At 73.0% G+C, this 16,319-nt stretch carries 19 protein-coding genes; 10 read left to right on the top strand and 9 right to left on the bottom strand.

Going from position 1 to position 16,319, the window contains the following annotated elements; genetic code table 11:
* Positions 1–30 precede the first annotated feature (30 nt).
* The gene (locus E4N63_RS02485; protein ID WP_125625782.1) at positions 31–411 is read left to right on the top strand and encodes a helix-turn-helix transcriptional regulator; all 381 of its coding nucleotides are present in this window, start codon (positions 31–33) and stop codon (positions 409–411) included.
* A gap of 78 nt (positions 412–489) precedes the next feature.
* Here the strand turns inward: E4N63_RS02485 and E4N63_RS02480 are convergent, their stop codons facing one another.
* The gene (locus E4N63_RS02480; RefSeq protein ID WP_125625787.1) at positions 490–1,140 is read right to left on the bottom strand and encodes a DUF305 domain-containing protein; all 651 of its coding nucleotides are present in this window, start codon (positions 1,138–1,140) and stop codon (positions 490–492) included.
* A 154-nt stretch (positions 1,141–1,294) separates the two neighbouring features.
* On the opposite strand from E4N63_RS02480, the gene E4N63_RS02475 reads away from it, so the two are divergent.
* Entirely contained in the window at positions 1,295–2,770 is a 1,476-nt protein-coding gene (locus E4N63_RS02475; RefSeq protein ID WP_125625783.1) for an LVIVD repeat-containing protein, read from the top strand.
* Here the strand turns inward: E4N63_RS02475 and E4N63_RS02470 are convergent.
* The 6 genes from E4N63_RS02470 to E4N63_RS02445 all read right to left on the bottom strand — a co-directional run bounded on the left by E4N63_RS02470 (position 2,761) and on the right by E4N63_RS02445 (position 7,360).
* The gene (locus tag E4N63_RS02470; RefSeq protein WP_125625784.1) at positions 2,761–3,399 is read right to left on the bottom strand and encodes a TetR/AcrR family transcriptional regulator; all 639 of its coding nucleotides are present in this window, start codon (positions 3,397–3,399) and stop codon (positions 2,761–2,763) included. The genes E4N63_RS02475 and E4N63_RS02470 overlap by 10 nt on opposite strands.
* 153 nt (positions 3,400–3,552) lie before the next feature.
* On the bottom strand, positions 3,553–4,248 hold the full coding sequence (locus E4N63_RS02465) for an HAD family hydrolase (RefSeq protein WP_230239768.1): 696 nt from the start codon (positions 4,246–4,248) through the stop codon (positions 3,553–3,555).
* A 7-nt stretch (positions 4,249–4,255) separates the two neighbouring features.
* Complete coding sequence (locus E4N63_RS02460) at positions 4,256–4,864, bottom strand: phosphatase PAP2 family protein (protein WP_308188631.1); 609 nt, start codon at positions 4,862–4,864, stop codon at positions 4,256–4,258.
* A 156-nt stretch (positions 4,865–5,020) separates the two neighbouring features.
* Entirely contained in the window at positions 5,021–5,986 is a 966-nt protein-coding gene (locus E4N63_RS02455; protein WP_125627084.1) for a M56 family metallopeptidase, read from the bottom strand.
* A gap of 120 nt (positions 5,987–6,106) precedes the next feature.
* Positions 6,107–6,781, bottom strand: coding sequence for a DUF5134 domain-containing protein (locus E4N63_RS02450; RefSeq protein ID WP_125627083.1), 675 nt, complete (start codon positions 6,779–6,781; stop codon positions 6,107–6,109).
* A gap of 186 nt (positions 6,782–6,967) precedes the next feature.
* Positions 6,968–7,360 (bottom strand): VOC family protein, encoded by a 393-nt coding sequence (locus E4N63_RS02445; RefSeq protein WP_125623456.1) that lies wholly within the window; start codon positions 7,358–7,360, stop codon positions 6,968–6,970.
* 116 nt (positions 7,361–7,476) lie between these two features.
* Here E4N63_RS02445 and E4N63_RS02440 point away from each other — a divergent pair, with 116 nt between their 5' ends.
* On the top strand, positions 7,477–8,040 hold the full coding sequence (locus E4N63_RS02440; protein ID WP_125623457.1) for a GNAT family N-acetyltransferase: 564 nt from the start codon (positions 7,477–7,479) through the stop codon (positions 8,038–8,040).
* 35 nt (positions 8,041–8,075) lie between these two features.
* Here the strand turns inward: E4N63_RS02440 and E4N63_RS02435 are convergent, their stop codons facing one another.
* Positions 8,076–8,759, bottom strand: a complete 684-nt coding sequence (locus E4N63_RS02435; protein WP_125623458.1) for a glycerophosphodiester phosphodiesterase family protein — start codon at positions 8,757–8,759, stop codon at positions 8,076–8,078.
* Positions 8,760–9,118: 359 nt separating this feature from the next.
* Between E4N63_RS02435 and E4N63_RS02430 the strand changes: the two genes are divergently transcribed.
* From E4N63_RS02430 to E4N63_RS02415, 4 genes are all read left to right on the top strand, one after another.
* Positions 9,119–10,519, top strand: coding sequence for a DUF6421 family protein (locus E4N63_RS02430; RefSeq protein ID WP_125623459.1), 1,401 nt, complete (start codon positions 9,119–9,121; stop codon positions 10,517–10,519).
* A gap of 26 nt (positions 10,520–10,545) precedes the next feature.
* A complete protein-coding gene (locus E4N63_RS02425; protein WP_230242306.1) occupies positions 10,546–11,316 on the top strand; it encodes an SDR family NAD(P)-dependent oxidoreductase in 771 nt (256 codons plus the stop codon).
* Positions 11,295–12,413 (top strand): low specificity L-threonine aldolase, encoded by a 1,119-nt coding sequence (locus E4N63_RS02420; protein WP_374112664.1) that lies wholly within the window; start codon positions 11,295–11,297, stop codon positions 12,411–12,413. The genes E4N63_RS02425 and E4N63_RS02420 overlap by 22 nt, the downstream gene beginning before the upstream one ends.
* Before the next feature lie 85 nt (positions 12,414–12,498).
* Positions 12,499–13,122, top strand: a complete 624-nt coding sequence (locus E4N63_RS02415; protein ID WP_125623460.1) for a transglutaminase family protein — start codon at positions 12,499–12,501, stop codon at positions 13,120–13,122.
* Between the two features lie 45 nt (positions 13,123–13,167).
* Here the strand turns inward: E4N63_RS02415 and E4N63_RS02410 are convergent, their stop codons facing one another.
* A complete protein-coding gene (locus E4N63_RS02410; protein ID WP_125623461.1) occupies positions 13,168–13,896 on the bottom strand; it encodes a 1-acyl-sn-glycerol-3-phosphate acyltransferase in 729 nt (242 codons plus the stop codon).
* 326 nt (positions 13,897–14,222) lie between these two features.
* Between E4N63_RS02410 and E4N63_RS02405 the strand changes: the two genes are divergently transcribed.
* From E4N63_RS02405 to E4N63_RS02395, 3 genes are all read left to right on the top strand, one after another.
* Complete coding sequence (locus tag E4N63_RS02405) at positions 14,223–14,570, top strand: thioredoxin family protein (protein ID WP_228430359.1); 348 nt, start codon at positions 14,223–14,225, stop codon at positions 14,568–14,570.
* 201 nt (positions 14,571–14,771) lie between these two features.
* Positions 14,772–15,278 (top strand): flavin reductase family protein, encoded by a 507-nt coding sequence (locus tag E4N63_RS02400; RefSeq protein ID WP_125623463.1) that lies wholly within the window; start codon positions 14,772–14,774, stop codon positions 15,276–15,278.
* A gap of 235 nt (positions 15,279–15,513) precedes the next feature.
* A complete protein-coding gene (locus tag E4N63_RS02395; RefSeq protein ID WP_039820823.1) occupies positions 15,514–16,299 on the top strand; it encodes an electron transfer flavoprotein subunit beta/FixA family protein in 786 nt (261 codons plus the stop codon).
* The last annotated feature ends 20 nt before the right edge of the window (positions 16,300–16,319 follow it).

Here is a 16,319-nt window from a genome sequence, read left to right as displayed (position 1 = left end):
CAATGAGGAGCCCCGTTCCGAGGAGCCGCCGTGACCACCCCCGCCCCGAGCCGCACCCTGGACCATCCGCCACGGGACGCGATCCGGCTCGAAGACGTGCTGCACGCGCTCTCCGACCCCATGCGGCTGCGCATCGTCCGGAGTCTCGCCACCGCCGAGGAGGAGCTGTCCTGCTCGCTCTTCGACCTCCCGGTGAGCAAGTCCACGACCACGCACCACTTCAGGGTGTTGCGCGAGAGCGGCGTGATCAGCCAGTGCTACCGGGGGACGGCCAAGATGAACGGCCTCCGCCGCGACGATCTCGACGCACTCTTTCCGGGCCTGCTCGACAGCCTGCTCCGGGCCGCCGCTCTCCAGGCGGGCCGGCTCCACGGGGACGGGCGCGGCGAGGGCCGGCGCGGCGAGGGCTGACGCGGCGGCGGGGACGGACGGGGCGGCGGCTCCCGCTCTCCGCCACCGCCCGCCGGGAAAGCCGGCCCGCCGGGGGTGTCACAACTCCCGCATCCGCCCGATCTCCGCGGTCTGCTGGACGCTCATCTCGGTGGCCATCTCCTCCACTAGCACGTCGTTCCCCTCCTTGAGCACCTCGGTGGCCATGGTCACCGCGCCCTGGTGGTGAGTGGTCATCAGCTTGACGAAGAGCTCGTCGAAGGCGTCCCCGCGGGCGGCCGAGAGCCGGTCGAGCTCCGCCTGCGTGGCCATGCCGGGCATCGCACCGTGGTCGTGCCCGTGCCCCTCCTTCTCCTCGCGCGGCTCGCCCCGCTGGTCGAGCCAGCCCTCCAGCGCCCCGATCTCTGGGCCCTGCGCCGCCGCGATCCGCCGCGCGATCCCCTTGACGCCCTTCGAGTCCGCGTGTTTGTCCGCGAGCGCGGCCATGGTCAGGGCCTGCCGGTGGTGGACGATCATCATCCGCACGAAGCGCACATCGGCCGCGTTGGGGACGGAGTCCTCGCGGCCGGCCTTCCTGGCCTCGTCCGCCGAGAGGGTCTCGGCCGCCTCGCCCGGTTTGCCCGGCGCGACCACGGAGGGCCCGCCGTCCGCCTTCGCCGGGGCGGAACCGTCCGCCTCGCAGGCCGGGAGGGCCAGTACCGCGGCCGCCGCGGTGGACGCGAGGAGCAGCGAACGGGCGCGGCCCGTCATCCGGCGGTGGAACACGGAACCTCCAGGGTCGGGTCGGAGTGGACACCGGCTACGAACACATCTTCGTTAATCACTGTTGATATGTACATGTGGGCGGCGATACTGCGGAGTTGACACACCGTTCGCCGTTGAACGGTAAACGAGGGAGGTCTCAGTGACGTCGTTGCACATACCCCGCGTGCGGCGCAGACGCCTGGGCGTGGCGGTGGCGGCCTTCGGGCTGATCGCCTCATTCCTGGCCGCAGGTCCCGCGGCCGCGACACCCGACCCCGGTGACGCGCCCGACGGGAAGCGGATGTCGAAGGAGCTCGCGGCCGACACCCGCGCGGCCATGGAGAACGGCGACATCCCGGGTGTGGACGAGATCGTCCACAGCAAGAACATCAAACACCTCGCCAGTGTCGGCAAGGGCGCCCTCGGCAGCCTGAACACCGATCTGGCGTTCCAGGGCCGCTATGCCTTCGCCGGCAACTACGACGGCTTCACCATCTACGACATCGGCAACCCGCGGTCCCCGAGGACCGTGAGCCAGGTGCTCTGCCCCGGCGGCCAGAACGACATCTCCGTCTCCGGGAACCTGCTCTTCCTCTCCACCGACTCCTCGCGCAGCGACAACTCCTGCAACAGCACCTCCCAGCCGGCCAGCGAGAAGTCCTCCTGGGAGGGCATGAAGATCTTCGACATCAGCGACAAGCGGAACCCCCGCTACGTCGCCGCCGTCGAGACCGCGTGCGGCTCGCACACCCACACGCTGGTGCCCGAGAAGCGCAATGTGTACGTCTACGTCTCCTCGTACTTCCCGAGCGAGGACTTCCCCGACTGCCGGCCGCCGCACGACGGCATCTCGGTGATCAAGGTCCCGCGGAAGGCACCGGAGCGCTCGGCGGTCATCGACTTCCCCGTCCTCTTCCCGGACGGCGGCAACTCCGGCTCCGAGGGCAGCAGTTACGAGACCACCGGCTGCCACGACATCACGGCCTTCCCGAAGAAGCGGCTGGCCGCCGGGGCCTGCATGGGCGACGGCATCCTGATGGACATCTCCGACCCGGCGCGCCCCAGGGTGATCGACCGGGTGCGGGACAACACCAACTTCGCGTTCTGGCACTCGGCCACCTTCAGTGAGGACGGCGACAAGGTCGTCTTCACCGACGAACTGGGCGGCGGCGGTGCCGCGACCTGCAACGCCGAGGTCGGACCCGACCGCGGCGCCAACGGCATCTACGACCTGAAGCGCCGGGGCCACCACCGGGAACTGGTGTTCCGCAGCTACTTCAAGATCCCGCGCCACCAGGCGGACACCGAGAACTGCGTGGCCCACAACGGTTCGCTGATCCCGGTCAAGGGCCGCGACATCATGGTCCAGGCCTGGTACCAGGGCGGCGTCTCGGTCTGGGAGTTCACCGACTCGTCCCGGCCGAAGGAGATCGGCTACTTCGAGCGCGGCCCCCTCTCCGCCGACACCCTGACCCTGGGCGGCTCCTGGTCCGCCTACTACTACAACGGCCACATCTACTCGAACGACATCGCCAAGGGCTTCGACGTCCTGCGCGTCGACGACCGCCGCACGGCCGGCGCCGCGCGGGTGCGGATGCACGAGCTCAACGTGCAGACGCAGCCCGACTACCGCTGAACCGCGGCACGCGGAAGCGTCCCGCCGGGCGGCTCCTCGCCCGGCGGGACGCCGAGTTCCCACTCCAGCCCGAAGCGCTGGAACAGCTCCGAGCGCAGCAGCGCCGGGGGCAGCGGCGCCCCCGGCAGCAGGACCGCCACCACCGCGCCCATGAGAAGGGCGCGCAGCAGCGGATAGTCCGAGTCCGGGTGCCTGGAGCCGTAGCGGACGACGGTGTCGCGGAGCAGCACGGCCAGCCGCTGCTGCTCCGGGCACTGAACGAAACCCTCGGCGGTGAGGATGCCCGCCATGTGGGTGCGCATCAGCGTGGGGTGGTCGCGGGCGATGCCGAGGATGGCGTCGATGGCCCGGGCGAGCAGTTCCTCGCCGTCCTCGGTGCGCGGCTCCCGGCGCAGCGCGGCCTCCAGCGTCAGGTGCATCAGCCGGTGCACGGCGGACTGGAGCAGCTGCCGCTTGCCCGGGAAGTAGTACGAGACGAGTCCGCGGGCCGAGCCCGCCCGGTCGGCGATGTCGGCCAAGGTCGTCGCCTCGTAACCGCGCTCGCCGACCAGTTCGACCGTCGCCTGGAGCAGCCGTTCGCGGGAGCGACGGCGCAACTCTTCATTGACCGATGCGCTTCGCGGGGACATGCTGTAACTCCTGCGTTGACTGGCTCCGGGCCAATATACTCAGTGTGGTGCAGCCTCTGACCTGTTCAGAGGCGTTTCCGAGACCGCCGCCGTTTTCGGGCGACGCGGGGGATCGCCCGAAAACGGCGGTTTCGGAAGGATTCCGGGCCGGCCTCAGCCGAGCCGGCCGAGCACGGGGCGCAGCCCGTCGGGGCGTTCGGCCACCGGCAGCCGCTCCACCAGTTCCAGGGCGCAGCCCGCCGCCGTCGCGCCGCCGTCCGCCCGTACGTCGTCGCCCACCATCAGCGTCTCCCGGGGCGTCACGTCCAGCGCCTCGCAGGCGGCCCGGAAGAGCCGCTCATCGGGTTTGGCCACGCCGTGCTCGTACGACAGCACGTAGGTGTCCACGAAGCCGTCCAGACCGTGCTCCCGGAAGACCGGGCGCAGATCCCAGCCGATGTTCGACACGACGGCGATCCGCGTGCCCCGCTCGCGCAGCGCCCCGAGCACCTCGGAGGCGTCCGGATAGGGGGTCCAGGCACCCGGTTCCATGTGCCGGTCGTAGAGGGCCTCGTACGCCTCCGGCCAGGGCAGCGCCGCCTCCCGCGCGAGTCCGGTGAAGAGTTCCCGGTGGTGTTCGGCGGCGCAGTCCCGCACTTCCCAGAGCGGGGCCAGACGCTCGGGCATGCCGTGCGGGGACGATCCCCCGGGCAGCGCGCCCGCCCTGGCCAGTTGTTCCGCCCAGTGCGCCAGCTCCGCCTCCGGCACCGCGATCCCGAGCCGGTCCAGGGTGACGCGCAGCCAGCGCTCCACGGTCTCGATGCGGAAGAGGGTGCCGGAGAAGTCGAAGAGCACGCCGGTGATCGCCATGCGGTGATCATTCCCCCGCCGTCCCCGGCGGTTCAAGGGTTTCCGTACGTTGCGCCCCGTACCGGTGATGGGCGGCGACGGCCGCGGAGGCCGCGGCCGCTCCCAGCAGCCAGCCGCCCACGACGTCGGAGGGCCAGTGGACCCCCAGGTAGACGCGGGTGAAACCGACCCCGGCGACGGACACGGCGGCCGCGGCCGCCGCGGCCCGCATCAGCGCTCCCCGCACGCCCGCCCGGTGGGCGAGCCACAGCAGCAGGACGCAGACGAACGCGGCCGTCATCGCGTGTCCCGACGGGAACGCCGCGTAGTGCGCCGAGTCCACCGGCTCCCTCCACCGCGGGCGCGGACGGTCGACGAGGAACTTCAGGCCCTGCTGGAGGACCGAGCCGATCAGCAGGGTCACGAGCAGCCACAGCGCGGTCGTCCGTCCGCCGCCCCGGCGGGACAGCAGCAGAGCCAGGACGGCCAGCAGCAGCGCGAGCCGCATGGTCCAGGGATCCCAGACCCAGTCGGTGAGCACCCGGTTGACCTGGGTGAAGCCGGGGCTCTCCCGGGCGGATTCGTGCAGCCCGGTGGCGACGGTCCGGTCGAGCGCGAGCAGCGGGCCCCACTCCACGGCGACCAGCGCCAGCAGGACGGTGGCGGGGAGGGCGCACAGGCCCGCGGCCCAGAGATGGCCGGTCGCGCGGTGGGGGCGGCGGCCGCTGGGGGCCGGGACGGTGGGGAGGACGTCCGCATGAACTGCATCCTGGCCGCGATCGGCCCCCGGAAACTACTTCAGCGCGCTGAGTCCCGGTACAAAGGCGAGCAACAGCGGCACCACGGGGACCAGCGCGGCGGCGGCCGTCAGCCGCAGCCGGCGGGCGGGGCTCAGCCGCGGACGGGCCGACAGCAGCCGGTTCACCCGGTCGGGTACCTGCGCCAGCGGCGTGGGGACGGGGCCGAACACGCCCCGCTCCTCGTTGAGTTCGACCAGGGCCAGGGCGGTCGTCAGCCGCCCGTGGCGGCGTGAGGCGACGTCATCGGCCGCCAGTTCGACCAGGCGGTGCACCTCGTCCCGGAAGGAGGCGAAGACCGGAACCCGCGGAAAGCCCGTCGCCAGCGCGCCGGAGCAGTACAGCAGCCAGTCGTGGTGCGCCCGCGCGTGACCCTGTTCATGGGCCAGGACGGCGTCCAGCCGGCGGCGGCCCAGCCGGCGCAGCGCGGCCGTGGTGATGACGAGCCGCGGCGTGGTGCCCGGCAGCCACCACGCCTCCGGGCGTTCGCCTTCGAGGACGACGAGACGGTCCTCCGGCTCGGGCGCTCCCGGGGAGGCCTGGTCCAGGGAGGGCTCACCGGGCAGCCGGGGGGAGCGCGCGAGCAGCTCCGCACGCCGGCGCCTGCGCTCCGCGCGGGCCCCGCGCACCTCGCGGGCGAGCATCGCGGCGCTCCACAGCCCCCCGCCGGCCAGCGCGACCGCCACCGCACCGGACCAGGGACCGTACGCGCCGAAGGCGTAGGCCTCGACGACGCCGTGCGGCGCGGGCGCGAAGACATGACCGCGCACGAGCTCCCAGGCGGCGGAGCCGGTCAGCGCCATCGCGAGCACGGCGCACAGCAGCACGGCGGCCACCACGCACTGCCACACCCACAGGGCGACCACCGGTTCCCGGTCCGGCCACTCGGCACGCCGCAGCAGACGGGGGGCCAGGGCCGCGGTGAGCCCGCCGAGGACGATCAGCGCGAGCGGGAGCATCATGGCCGCCAGCCTACGAGCGCGGAGTGCCCCGCCGGTACGGCGCCGGCCGCGGAGTGACGCACGCCACCGGCGCGATCCGGTGGCGAGCCGGGTGAAAGGGACACCCGGGGGCCGCTCTCCTCAGAGCGTCATCAGCATGGCGGCCATGGCCATCGCCATCACCAGCCGGCAGACGGTCAGCAGGTCCCCGGACCCGGACCCGCCGCTCCCCGGCGAGCGGCCGGCCGCTCCCCGCACGACGGACACCGGGCCCTCCGGACCACCGGCCGCGGCCGCCCCGGGGGCGCCGGCCGCTGCCGTGCCGCGGACCGCGGCCGGCAGCGGCGCCAGGCGCAGCCCGGTCCACAGCGCGTACAGCGCGAAGTACCCCAGGAGTGCCCCGGTGAGCAGCGGCAGTCCGCCCGTCTGCTGTGTGGCGGCCCCGTGCCCGGCGTGCCCCGACGCGTGCGGGGCGGCGGACATGGCGAGCCCCATGTGGACCATCGCGGCGGAGCTCACCGCGTGGTGGCCGTGGTGCAGGCCCGCGCTCCCTCTCCACGGGGAGGCCGCGGCCAGGGCGAGCGACACCGCGCAGGAGAGCCCGAACACCCCGGCGAACGCCGCCGGCAGCCAGCCCTGACCGCTCACCGCCGCGACGGGCACGGCCATCGCCGCCATACCGAGCCCCATCAGGGCCTCGCCCCCCGCCTCCCCGCGCCGCGCTGACGGGCCCGCGCGCATCCGCAGCAGGCAGTAGACGGCGCTCACCCCGCAGAGAGCGGTCAGCAGCCAGCCGATCAGCGGCGGTCCGTGCACGGCTCACCTCCCCGGTGCCGGTACGCCGGGAAGGCTGCCCGGTGCCGCCGCTCCGCACGGGAGCGCACGAAGGCAGCGACGGGCGCACCGGGGGCATACGGAGTTCGGGGAGCGGCGGGGAGCGGAACGCGCGCCGGGGAGGGCGCGCACGGCGGGACGCGGCCCGGCCCGCGGGCCGGGCCCGCGTCAGATCCCCGGCCGGTACCGCATCGGGTGGTCGGCGGGGATCTCGACCACGCAGATCCGCACCCCGTCGGGATCGGCGATCCACATCTCGATCAGCCCCCAGGGTTCCTTCAGCGGTGGCCGCAGGATCTCCACGCCCCGGGCGGACAGCTCCTCGTGGGCCGCGGCCGCGTCCTCGACCTGCAGCCACAGCCGCAGTCCGGGCGCGGGAGCGGTCTCGGAGCGCCCGGAGACCTCCAGGAAGCCGCCGCCGAGGAAGTAGACCGTGCCGCGCTCGGGTCCCGTCCCGAACTCCCGGTGGACGGCGAGCCCCAGGGCGTCCCCGTAGAAGGCCCTCGACCGGTCGGGATCGGTGGGACGCAGCAGAATCCGGCTGCTCAGTACATGCACCATGCCGGTGACCCTACGCACCACCACCACCACCGACCGCCCGGACCGCTGTCGCGGATTCCGGCCCCCTTGCTAGCCTCGTCGGAGCCTGCGGGCCCGTACGAGAGAGAGCGCACGCCATGGACCAGCTCACCGGAACCACCGCCTCCCAGCCCGCCGCCGGACTCGCGTTCCGCACGGCGGCCGAGGCCGACGTGCCCGCGCTGGTCGGGCTGGTCGAGTCCGCCTACCGCGGCGAGTCGAGCCGCGCCGGCTGGACCACCGAGGCCGATCTGCTGGAGGGGCAGCGCACCGATCCCGAAGGGGTCGCCGAGGTCGTGACGGGCGCGGACAGCCGGATGCTCGTCGCCGAGCGGGACGGCGCCCTCGTCGCCTGCTGCCAGCTGGAGCGCCGCGGTGATCTGGCCTACTTCGGCATGTTCGCCGTCCGCCCCGCCCTCCAGGCGGAGGGGCTGGGCCGGGTGGTGCTCGCCGAGGCCGAGCGGACCGCGCGGGAGGAGTGGGGCGCGCGGGAGATGCAGATGACGGTGCTCACCGCCCGGGAGGACCTCATCGCCTGGTACGTGCGGCGCGGATACCGCCGTACCGGCCGCACCAGCCCCTTCCCGTACGGGAACGAGCGCTTCGGCATTCCGCGGCGCGGCGATCTCCGCTTCGAACTGCTGGTGAAACCCCTCGGCTGAGGGCGCCGCGCCCGCGCCCGGGCGCGGCGCCCCGCTCAGGCGGTGAAGCGGCAGGTGCGCTTGATCTCCGGGAAGTCGGTGGTGCCGCCGTCGAGGCCGAACGCCCGGGCGAGCCGCAGATGGTCCTGGGTGTTGACGGTCCAGCCGATGAGCCGCAGGTCGGCCTCCCGGGCCTTCTCGACGATCTCCAGGGTCAGCCGGCGGATGTTGAGCACCAGCGTCGTCGCGCCGGCGGCCACCGCCCGGCCGACGACCTCGGTGCCGTAGCGGCTGGCGACGAGGGCGGTGCGGACGCCGGGCACCAGCCGGGTGATCTCCAGCAGCGCCTCGTCGTGGAAGGAGAGCACCTCCACCCGGGCGGTGAGGTCGCGGCGGTTCATCACCTCGGCGAGGGCACGGGCCGCCGCCACATCCTTGATCTCGGCCTGCAGGGGCGCCCGGACGGCGTCCAGGACCTCCTCGAAGACGGGGATGCGCTCGCCCTGGCCCGCGTCCAGCTCGCGCAGTTCGGCGAGGGTGAGGTCGCCGATGGGTCCCTTGCCGTCGGTCGTCCGGTCGACCTCGGCGTCGTGCATCACCACCAGGGCGCCGTCCTTGCTGAGATGCAGGTCCAGCTCGATGACGTCCATGCCCGCGCGGTCGGCCCGGACGAAGGAGCGCAGGGTGTTCTCCGGTTCGACGCCCATGACTCCGCGGTGTCCGATGGCGAGGAAGGTCACGAGTCCTCCAATCCGCGGGGACGGGGGTCGTCCCCGGAGAGGGACAGCCACCCACGGCTGCCCCCGTGAACCAGCACGCAGCCTAATGGCAGCGGGCCGGTTCGCACCGCTGTGCGTCGGAGGTCTCCGCGCTCCTCACCCATGTGTGTCAGGACGGTGCGCCGGGCTGACGTCCGGGCGGGTGACCCACGCCTCTCCAGCGGCAGGAGTGAGTGATGTGACCGTGGGTACTGTCCAACACGGGAAAACTTGCGGCCGTGCTCTACATTCGCCGAATGTCTTCCGGTGGCCCCGGTTGATCAGCAGATTCTTTAGCGGGTACCGTAGCGAAGCGAAATTTCTCTGGTTAAGGGGTAGTGATGACGGAAATTCTTGTGCGTGAAGAGCGGGAAGCCTCAGCTTCCACGGTTGAGCGGGTGATCGACCATCCGGCGTGGCCCGTGCTCCGGGCCGCCGTGGAGGAGATCCGTTCCCGGCAGTCGAAGGACGGCTCGATCGACTTCACGGACGGGAACACCCCCGGCCGCTCCGCCGTCGAGGCGGCCGTCGGCCGGGTGGCCGGGGCCGTGGAGGAGCTGTCCCCGCTGCTGCCGCACGACGCCGAGTACCACCGGGCGCTCGTGGCCGACCTGCGCCGCTGGGCGGACGGCGGCTTCGGTGTGCCGGACTTCCTGGACTCGCTGCTCGCCTTCCGTCCCGCGGAGGACCGCGCGGACGGCCGGCAGCACCTGGTCGTCTTCCCCATGTACACCCAGAACGGCAACCCGGACCGCAACCTCGAAGCCGTCGTCTTCCGCGTGGTCTGGCCGGACTGGCTCGCCGGCCTGGAGCGCGAGCGCTTCGACAACCCGCTCTTCCTGGGCATCACCTTCGAGGGCTTCACCGCGGGCTACGACACCAACTCCGCCGTGCTCTTCCCCGAGACCGTCGCGGTCCGCGAGGTCCCCGACCGCTTCTCCTGGGGCGCGATCTTCTGCGACCGCGAGGCGGCCCGCTTCCGCGCCGTCACCGAGGCCGCGGTCGGCATCCTGGGTGTGGACGTCCCCGAGGACGTCCGCGCCATGCTGACCGACCAGGACCGCTGCCAGCAGGCGTTCGTCCTCTGGGACATGATCCACGACCGGGCGCACAGCCACGGCGACCTGCCGTTCGACCCGTTCATGATCAAACAGCGGCAGCCGTTCTGGATGTACGGCCTGGAGGAGCTGCGCTGCGACCTCACCGCCTTCCGGGAGGCCGTGCGCCTCGCGGAGGAAGGGCTGCCGCAGGGCCGCGACGTGCAGTACGCCGTGATCTTCGACCGGATGTTCCGCTTCCCGGTCACCGGCGACCGCGTCAAGAACTACGACGGGCTCGGCGGCCAGCTGCTCTTCGCCTACCTCCACCGGCACGACGTCGTACGCTGGACGGACAACACCCTGCACATCGACTGGGACCGGGCCCCGCAGGTCACCCAGCAGCTCCTCGGCGAGATCGAGAAGCTCTACCGGGACGGCATCGACCGGCCCAAGCTCGTGCACTGGTTCGCGGCCTACGAGCTCGTCTCGGCCTATCTGGCCCCGCACCCCGGGTCCGTCTGGAACAAGGGCCCCGACGCGCTCGACCTGTCGCTGCCGCCGCGCAAGCTGGTGGACGAGGTGCTTCCGGACGAGTTCCCGCTCAGCATGTTCTACGAGGCGCTCGCGAAGAAGCTGCGTGGTGTGATCGCCTCCACGAAGGGCATCACCGCAGCGGGAACCCCGGGAACGGCGGCCGCGTGAGCGGTACGGACGAGGAGGCGACGACGATGAACGGCAGCGTGGAGGAGACCGCGGGCACCGGCCCGCTGGAGGGCGCCGTGGTGGCGGTGGCCGGCGCGGCCGGCCCCGCGGGCCGGGCGACCCTGCTGCGGCTGGCCGAGGCGGGGGCCACCGTCGTCGCCGCCGACGCCGACGTGGAGCGGCTCGCCGAGGCGGTGGACGCCGCCCGCTACGCGCACGGCGGGGCCGTGGTCACCGGCGAGACCGTGGACCTGCTCGACCTGGAGGCGACCCGCGCCTGGGCCGACCGCACCGAGAAGGAGTTCGGCCGGATCGACGGCCTCGTCCACCTCGTCGGCGGCTGGCGCGGCAGCAAGACCTTCGCCGCCACTCCGCTCGCGGACTGGGATACCCTGCACAACCTGCTGATCCGCACGGTCCAGCACACCTCGCTCGCCTTCCACGACGCACTGCGCCGCAGCCACAAGGGCCGCTACGTGCTCGTCAGCGCGGCCGGCGCCAGCAAGCCGACGGCCGGCAACGCCGCCTACGCCGCGGCCAAGGCCGCCGCGGAGGCGTGGACCCTCGCCCTCGCCGACGCCCTCCGCAAGGAGGGGGACGGCGAGGGGCTGCCCGCGGCCGCTGTCATCCTGGTGGTGAAGGCGCTGGTGCACGACGCGATGCGTGCCGAGCGCCCCCACGCGAAGTTCGCGGGCTTCACCGACGTCGGGGAACTGGCCGAGGCCATCGCCGGTGTCTGGGACGAGCCCGCCGAGGAAGTGAACGGAAAGCGCCTGTGGCTGACCCCGCAACCCTGACCGAGGCCGGTGACCCCGGCGCGTCCGGAACCGCCCGCCCCGACGCCGTACGCCGCCACGACCCCGCGGCGCGCGGCTTCGCCAGCGACAACTACGCCGGCGCGCACCCCGAGATCCTGGCGGCGCTGGCCCTCGCCAACGGCGGTCACCAGACCGCCTACGGCGAGGACGCCTACACGCGCCACCTCCAGGAGGTGTTCCGCTCCCATCTGGGGCCCCGGGCCGAGGTGTTCCCCGTCTTCAACGGCACCGGCGCCAACGTCGTCGCCCTCCAGGCGATGACGGAGCGCTGGGGCGCCGTGATCTGCGCGGAGAGCGCGCACATCAACGTGGACGAGGGCGGCGCCCCCGAGCGGGTCGGCGGGCTCAAACTGCTGGGCGTGCCCACCGAACACGGCAAGCTCACCCCCGCGCTGATCGACCGCGAGGCGTACGGCTGGGACGACGAGCACCGGGCGCAGCCGCAGGTCGTCTCGATCACCCAGACGACCGAACTCGGCTCCTGCTACACCCCGGAGGAGATCCGGGCCGTCTGCGACCATGCCCACGAGCGCGGGATGACGGTCCACCTCGACGGCTCCCGGATCGCCAACGCCGCCGCGTCGCTGGGCGAGCCGCTGCGCGCGTTCACCACGGACGCGGGCGTGGACACGCTGTCCTTCGGGGGCACCAAGAACGGGCTGCTCTTCGGCGAGTGCGTGGTCGTGCTCAACCCGGACGCGGTGCGCGCCATGAAGCATCTGCGCAAGCTGTCGATGCAGCTCGCCTCCAAGATGCGCTTCGTCTCGGTGCAGTTCGAGGCGCTGCTCTCCGGCGACCTCTGGCAGCGGAGTGCCGCGCACGCCAACGCGATGGCGCAGCGGCTGGCGGCGGGTGTACGGGAGGTCCCCGGCGTGGAGATCGTCCACCCGGTGGAGGCCAACGCCGTCTTCGCCCGGCTGCCCCGTGACGCCGCCGAGCGGCTGCAGAAGCGGCACCGCTTCTACTTCTGGGACGAGGAGGCCGGAATCGTCCGCTGGATGTGCGCTTTCGACACCACCGAAGCGGATGTGGACGCCTTCACGGCCGCGCTGGCGGAGGAGATGCACCGGAGCTGACCGCTGACAGCCCCGCATCGCATAGGTATGCGTCCGGCCGCAAGTCCATTGACGCGCGGCCGGACGTGTCCCTACGCTGCGGGCCATGCCCCCACCCGACCTGCGGCCCGACTCCCCGGACCCCTCCGCGTATCTGGCCGCCGACGACGCCATCGACCACACGCACCCCCTGGTGCGGGAGACCGCCGCCCGGCTGCGCGCCGGCGCCGGCACCCCGGAGGCATACGCCCGTGCCGCCTTCGCGTTCGTCCGCGACACCGTCCCGCACTCCGCCGACACCGGGGACGACCGCGTCACCTGGCGCGCGTCCGACGTGCTGGAGCAGCGCACCGGCATCTGCTACGCCAAGTGCCACGCCCTGGCGGCCCTGCTGCGGGCCGAGGGCATTCCGGCCGGGCTCTGCTACCAGCGGCTGGACGGTGCCGTCCACGGCCTCGTCGCGCTCCGGCTCCCCGGGCGGCCGCACTGGGCCCGCCAGGACCCGCGTGGCAACAAGCCGGGTGTGGACGCCCGGTTCTCCCCGGCCCCGGAGACGGAACGGCCGGCGTGGACCGTGCGGCCCGGAAGCGGCGACACCGACTACCGCACCCTCTACGCGACCCCGCCGCCCCCGGTCCTGGACGCCCTGCGGAAGGCCGCCGACCGGGAGGAGCTGTTCCGCCTGCTGCCGGCCGAACTCCCCGACGACGCCGGCCCGGGTCCCCGCTGACGTTCGCGGGGACCCGGGCCGGTGGTGCGGCGCGGTGGTGGCGGTTCAGCCGTCGTCGCGGGAGCGGACCTGTGCCGGGGTCGGCGCCGTGCCGCCGAGATGCGCCGGCACCCACCAGGTGTCCTCCGGGCCCCTGGGCCGGACCGGATAGGCCCGCTGCGCCGCCTCCAGCAGCTCCTGCACCCGGACCTTGACCCGCTGGGTGACGTTGGCGGCCGGATCGTCCGGGTCGGCCGCCAACGGCTCCCCCACCCGTATGGTGATCGGGATGTGGTTCCGGCCCATGTCGCGCGGCCGGCCCTTGGTCCAGATCCGCTGAGTGCCCCACAGGGCCATCGGCAGCAGCGGGACCCCCGCCTCCTGTGCCATCCGGGCCGCACCCGACTTGAAGTTCTTCAGCGTGAACGACTGCGAGATGGTCGCCTCGGGGAAGACCCCGATGATCTCACCGGAGCGGAGCGCCTTCAGCGCGTTCGCGTACGCCTGTTCGCCCTGCGCGCGGTCCACCGGAATGTGCTTCATCGCGCGCATCAGCGGCCCCGACACCTTGTGCCGGAAGACCGACTCCTTCGCCATGAACCGCACCAGGCGCTTCGCCGGCCGGGCCGTCAGCCCGCAGAAGACGAAGTCGAGATAGCCGATGTGGTTGCTGACGAGCACCGCGCCCCCCTGCCGCGGTATGTGCTCGGTGCCCCGCATGTCGATGCGGAGGTCCAGCGCCTTGAACATGGTGCGCGCGAGACCGATCACCGGCGGATAGACGAGTTCTGCCATGCGGGGGGCCCTTCTGTGCCCGGGAGGTTCTCCCGGAGAAGTTACGGAGCCGTAGGTTTCCGGCTGCGGCCGATCGTGCCCGATACCGCCGCCCGGCGGCCACCCCGCGGGGCGTCTCTCCGGGAGATCCTCGTCACGTCCGGTCCGCCGCTCTCCGCCCGGGCTCCTTCCCCGGTCATACGGCGCGTACGCGCGGGAAGGCGCTCGGAGGCAGGCGCACGGCGGCCGAGCGGGAATCGGCGCGGCGGTCCGTACGCTGCACACGCACGGGCGGCCCGGGCGGCGGGCCGCGCTACGGCGGCGGCCGCGGCAGGGAGGACGGAACGGTGCGGGAGCGGAGCGGAAGAGCACGGGAGCAGGGCGGCGCGCGGCGCCTGGGGCCGGAGGACCTCGGCGCCGGGCTGGGGGAGCGGGCCACCCTCGTCCAGTTCTCCACGGCCTTCTGCCAGCCGTGCCGGGCCACCCGGCGGGTCCTCGCCGCGGTGGCGGACATGGTCGGCGGTGTCGCGCACATCGAGGTGGACGCCGAAGCGCGGCTGGAACTCGTCCGGGCCCTCGGTATCGAGAGCACCCCCACCGTGCTCGTCCTCGACCCCGCCGGGCGGATCCTCCGCCGTGCGACCGGTGTCCCGCGGCGCGCGGACGTCATCGCCGCGCTCGGGGAGGCCGTGTGACGACCAAGATCGTGACTCTGGTCCCATCGGCCGGTGCGGCCTTGACGCTGCCCGCCGCGTCTCGACAAGGTGGCGGGATGCGGCCGAGAACCCCCCACCTCCGGACGCCGGCGGACCCCGCCCGGCGCGCCCGCGCGCTCCGTTCCGACGGCTGACCCGCCCCCTTCTCCCGGCCCTGTCCGTACAACCCAAGGACCCCTGATGACGGCCTCGTCCGACCTCGACACGTCCCCGGTCGAGGCCACCGGCCTCCTGCGCTCCGCCTTCCGCCGGCACGCCGCCGGTGTGGCGGTCATCACCGCGTACGCCCGCCGGCCCGCCGGGTTCACCGCCACCTCGCTGACCTCCGTGGCGGCCGAACCCCCGCTGCTGTGCTTCGGGGTGGGCACGGCCTCGTCGAGCTGGCCCGTCATAGCCGAGGCCGGGCACATCGGGGTGCACATCCTGGGGGAGCACCAGCAGGAGCTGGCGGAGACCTTCGCGCGCCGCGGCGCCGACCGCTTCGCCCCGCCCACCCGCTGGTCGTACGGGCCGCACGGAGTCCCCGTGCTGGAGGGCGTGCCGGCCTGGCTGGTGGGCCGGATCATCACCCGCGCGCCCGCGGGCGACCACCACCTGGTCGTCGCGGAGGTGGTCGGGGGAGACGCCGGCGGCGCCGGCCGGCCGCTGGTCTACCACGACGGCCGGTTCAACGGCCTGCGGGGCTGAGCGGCGGGTCCCGGCTGTGCCCGCGCACCGGCCCCGCGTACCCGTGCGGTGCGGTTGCACACCGTAGCGGAGGTCACAGCTCACCGCCCTTGCACGCGGGCGCCCGGCTGGGTGTACTGGCGAGTAATATATTGCCGGGAGCGCGGGATGTCCCGGACGGGGTCCGGCCCGAGGAGGCGCCTATGCTGCCTCCCACAAGGCAGTTCATGAGAGACGATGCGGTAGGAGAGCCGGCGTGAGCCTGAGGATCGTTGTCTGTGTGAAGTACGTGCCCGACGCCACCGGCGACCGGCACTTCGCGGAGGACCTGACGACCGACCGCGACGCGGTCGACGGTCTGCTGTCCGAGCTCGACGAGTACGCCGTCGAGCAGGCCCTCCAGATCGCCGAGGACGCGGACGACGCGGAGATCACCGTGCTCACCGTCGGCCCGGAGGACGCCAAGGACGCGCTCCGCAAGGCGCTGTCGATGGGTGCCGACAAGGCCGTCCACGTCGAGGACGACGACCTCCACGGCACCGACGTCGTCGGCACCTCCCTGGTGCTGGCCAAGGCCGTCGAGCACGTCGGCTACGACCTCGTGGTCTGCGGCATGGCTTCCACCGACGGCACCATGGGTGTGCTCCCGGCCCTTCTCGCCGAGCGTCTCGGCGTTCCGCAGGCCACCCTGCTGTCCGAGGTCTCCGTGGAGGACGGCAAGGTCACCGGCCGCCGCGACGGCGACGCCGCCACCGAGCAGCTGGAGGCCGCCCTGCCGGCCGTGGTCTCGGTGACCGACCTGTCCGGCGAGGCCCGCTACCCGTCCTTCAAGGGCATCATGGCGGCCAAGAAGAAGCCGGTGGAGTCCCTGGACCTGTCCGACCTGGGCATCGAGGCGGACGAGGTCGGCCTCGAAGGGGCCTGGACCAAGGTCGAGGACGCCACGCCGCGCCCGCCGCGCACCGCGGGCACGATCGTCAAGGATGAGGGCGAGGGCGGCAAGCAGCTCGCCGAGTTCCTCGCCGGCCAGAAGTTCATCTGAGCCGAGCTTCAGCACCCACC

The organism is Streptomyces sp. MNU89 (assembly GCF_020982505.1).
GTDB classification, from domain to species: domain Bacteria; phylum Actinomycetota; class Actinomycetes; order Streptomycetales; family Streptomycetaceae; genus Streptomyces; species Streptomyces xinghaiensis.
Note: the sequence above shows the minus strand (reverse complement) of the source record. Positions and strands in the feature narration are given on the sequence as shown.

What these genes read in the sequence shown, in the direction of transcription:
- E4N63_RS02425 (WP_230242306.1), top strand. Translation starts at nt 10,546, where the DNA reads ATGAACGGCAGCGTGGAGGAGACCGCGGGCACCGGCCCGCTGGAGGGC.
- E4N63_RS02410 (WP_125623461.1), bottom strand. Translation starts at nt 13,896, where the DNA reads ATGGCAGAACTCGTCTATCCGCCGGTGATCGGTCTCGCGCGCACCATG.
- E4N63_RS02440 (WP_125623457.1), top strand. Translation starts at nt 7,477, where the DNA reads ATGGACCAGCTCACCGGAACCACCGCCTCCCAGCCCGCCGCCGGACTC.
- E4N63_RS02470 (WP_125625784.1), bottom strand. Translation starts at nt 3,399, where the DNA reads ATGTCCCCGCGAAGCGCATCGGTCAATGAAGAGTTGCGCCGTCGCTCC.
- E4N63_RS02400 (WP_125623463.1), top strand. Translation starts at nt 14,772, where the DNA reads ATGACGGCCTCGTCCGACCTCGACACGTCCCCGGTCGAGGCCACCGGC.
- E4N63_RS02465 (WP_230239768.1), bottom strand. Translation starts at nt 4,248, where the DNA reads ATGGCGATCACCGGCGTGCTCTTCGACTTCTCCGGCACCCTCTTCCGC.
- E4N63_RS02445 (WP_125623456.1), bottom strand. Translation starts at nt 7,360, where the DNA reads ATGGTGCATGTACTGAGCAGCCGGATTCTGCTGCGTCCCACCGATCCC.
- E4N63_RS02480 (WP_125625787.1), bottom strand. Translation starts at nt 1,140, where the DNA reads ATGACGGGCCGCGCCCGTTCGCTGCTCCTCGCGTCCACCGCGGCGGCC.
- E4N63_RS02430 (WP_125623459.1), top strand. Translation starts at nt 9,119, where the DNA reads ATGACGGAAATTCTTGTGCGTGAAGAGCGGGAAGCCTCAGCTTCCACG.
- E4N63_RS02455 (WP_125627084.1), bottom strand. Translation starts at nt 5,986, where the DNA reads ATGATGCTCCCGCTCGCGCTGATCGTCCTCGGCGGGCTCACCGCGGCC.
- E4N63_RS02415 (WP_125623460.1), top strand. Translation starts at nt 12,499, where the DNA reads ATGCCCCCACCCGACCTGCGGCCCGACTCCCCGGACCCCTCCGCGTAT.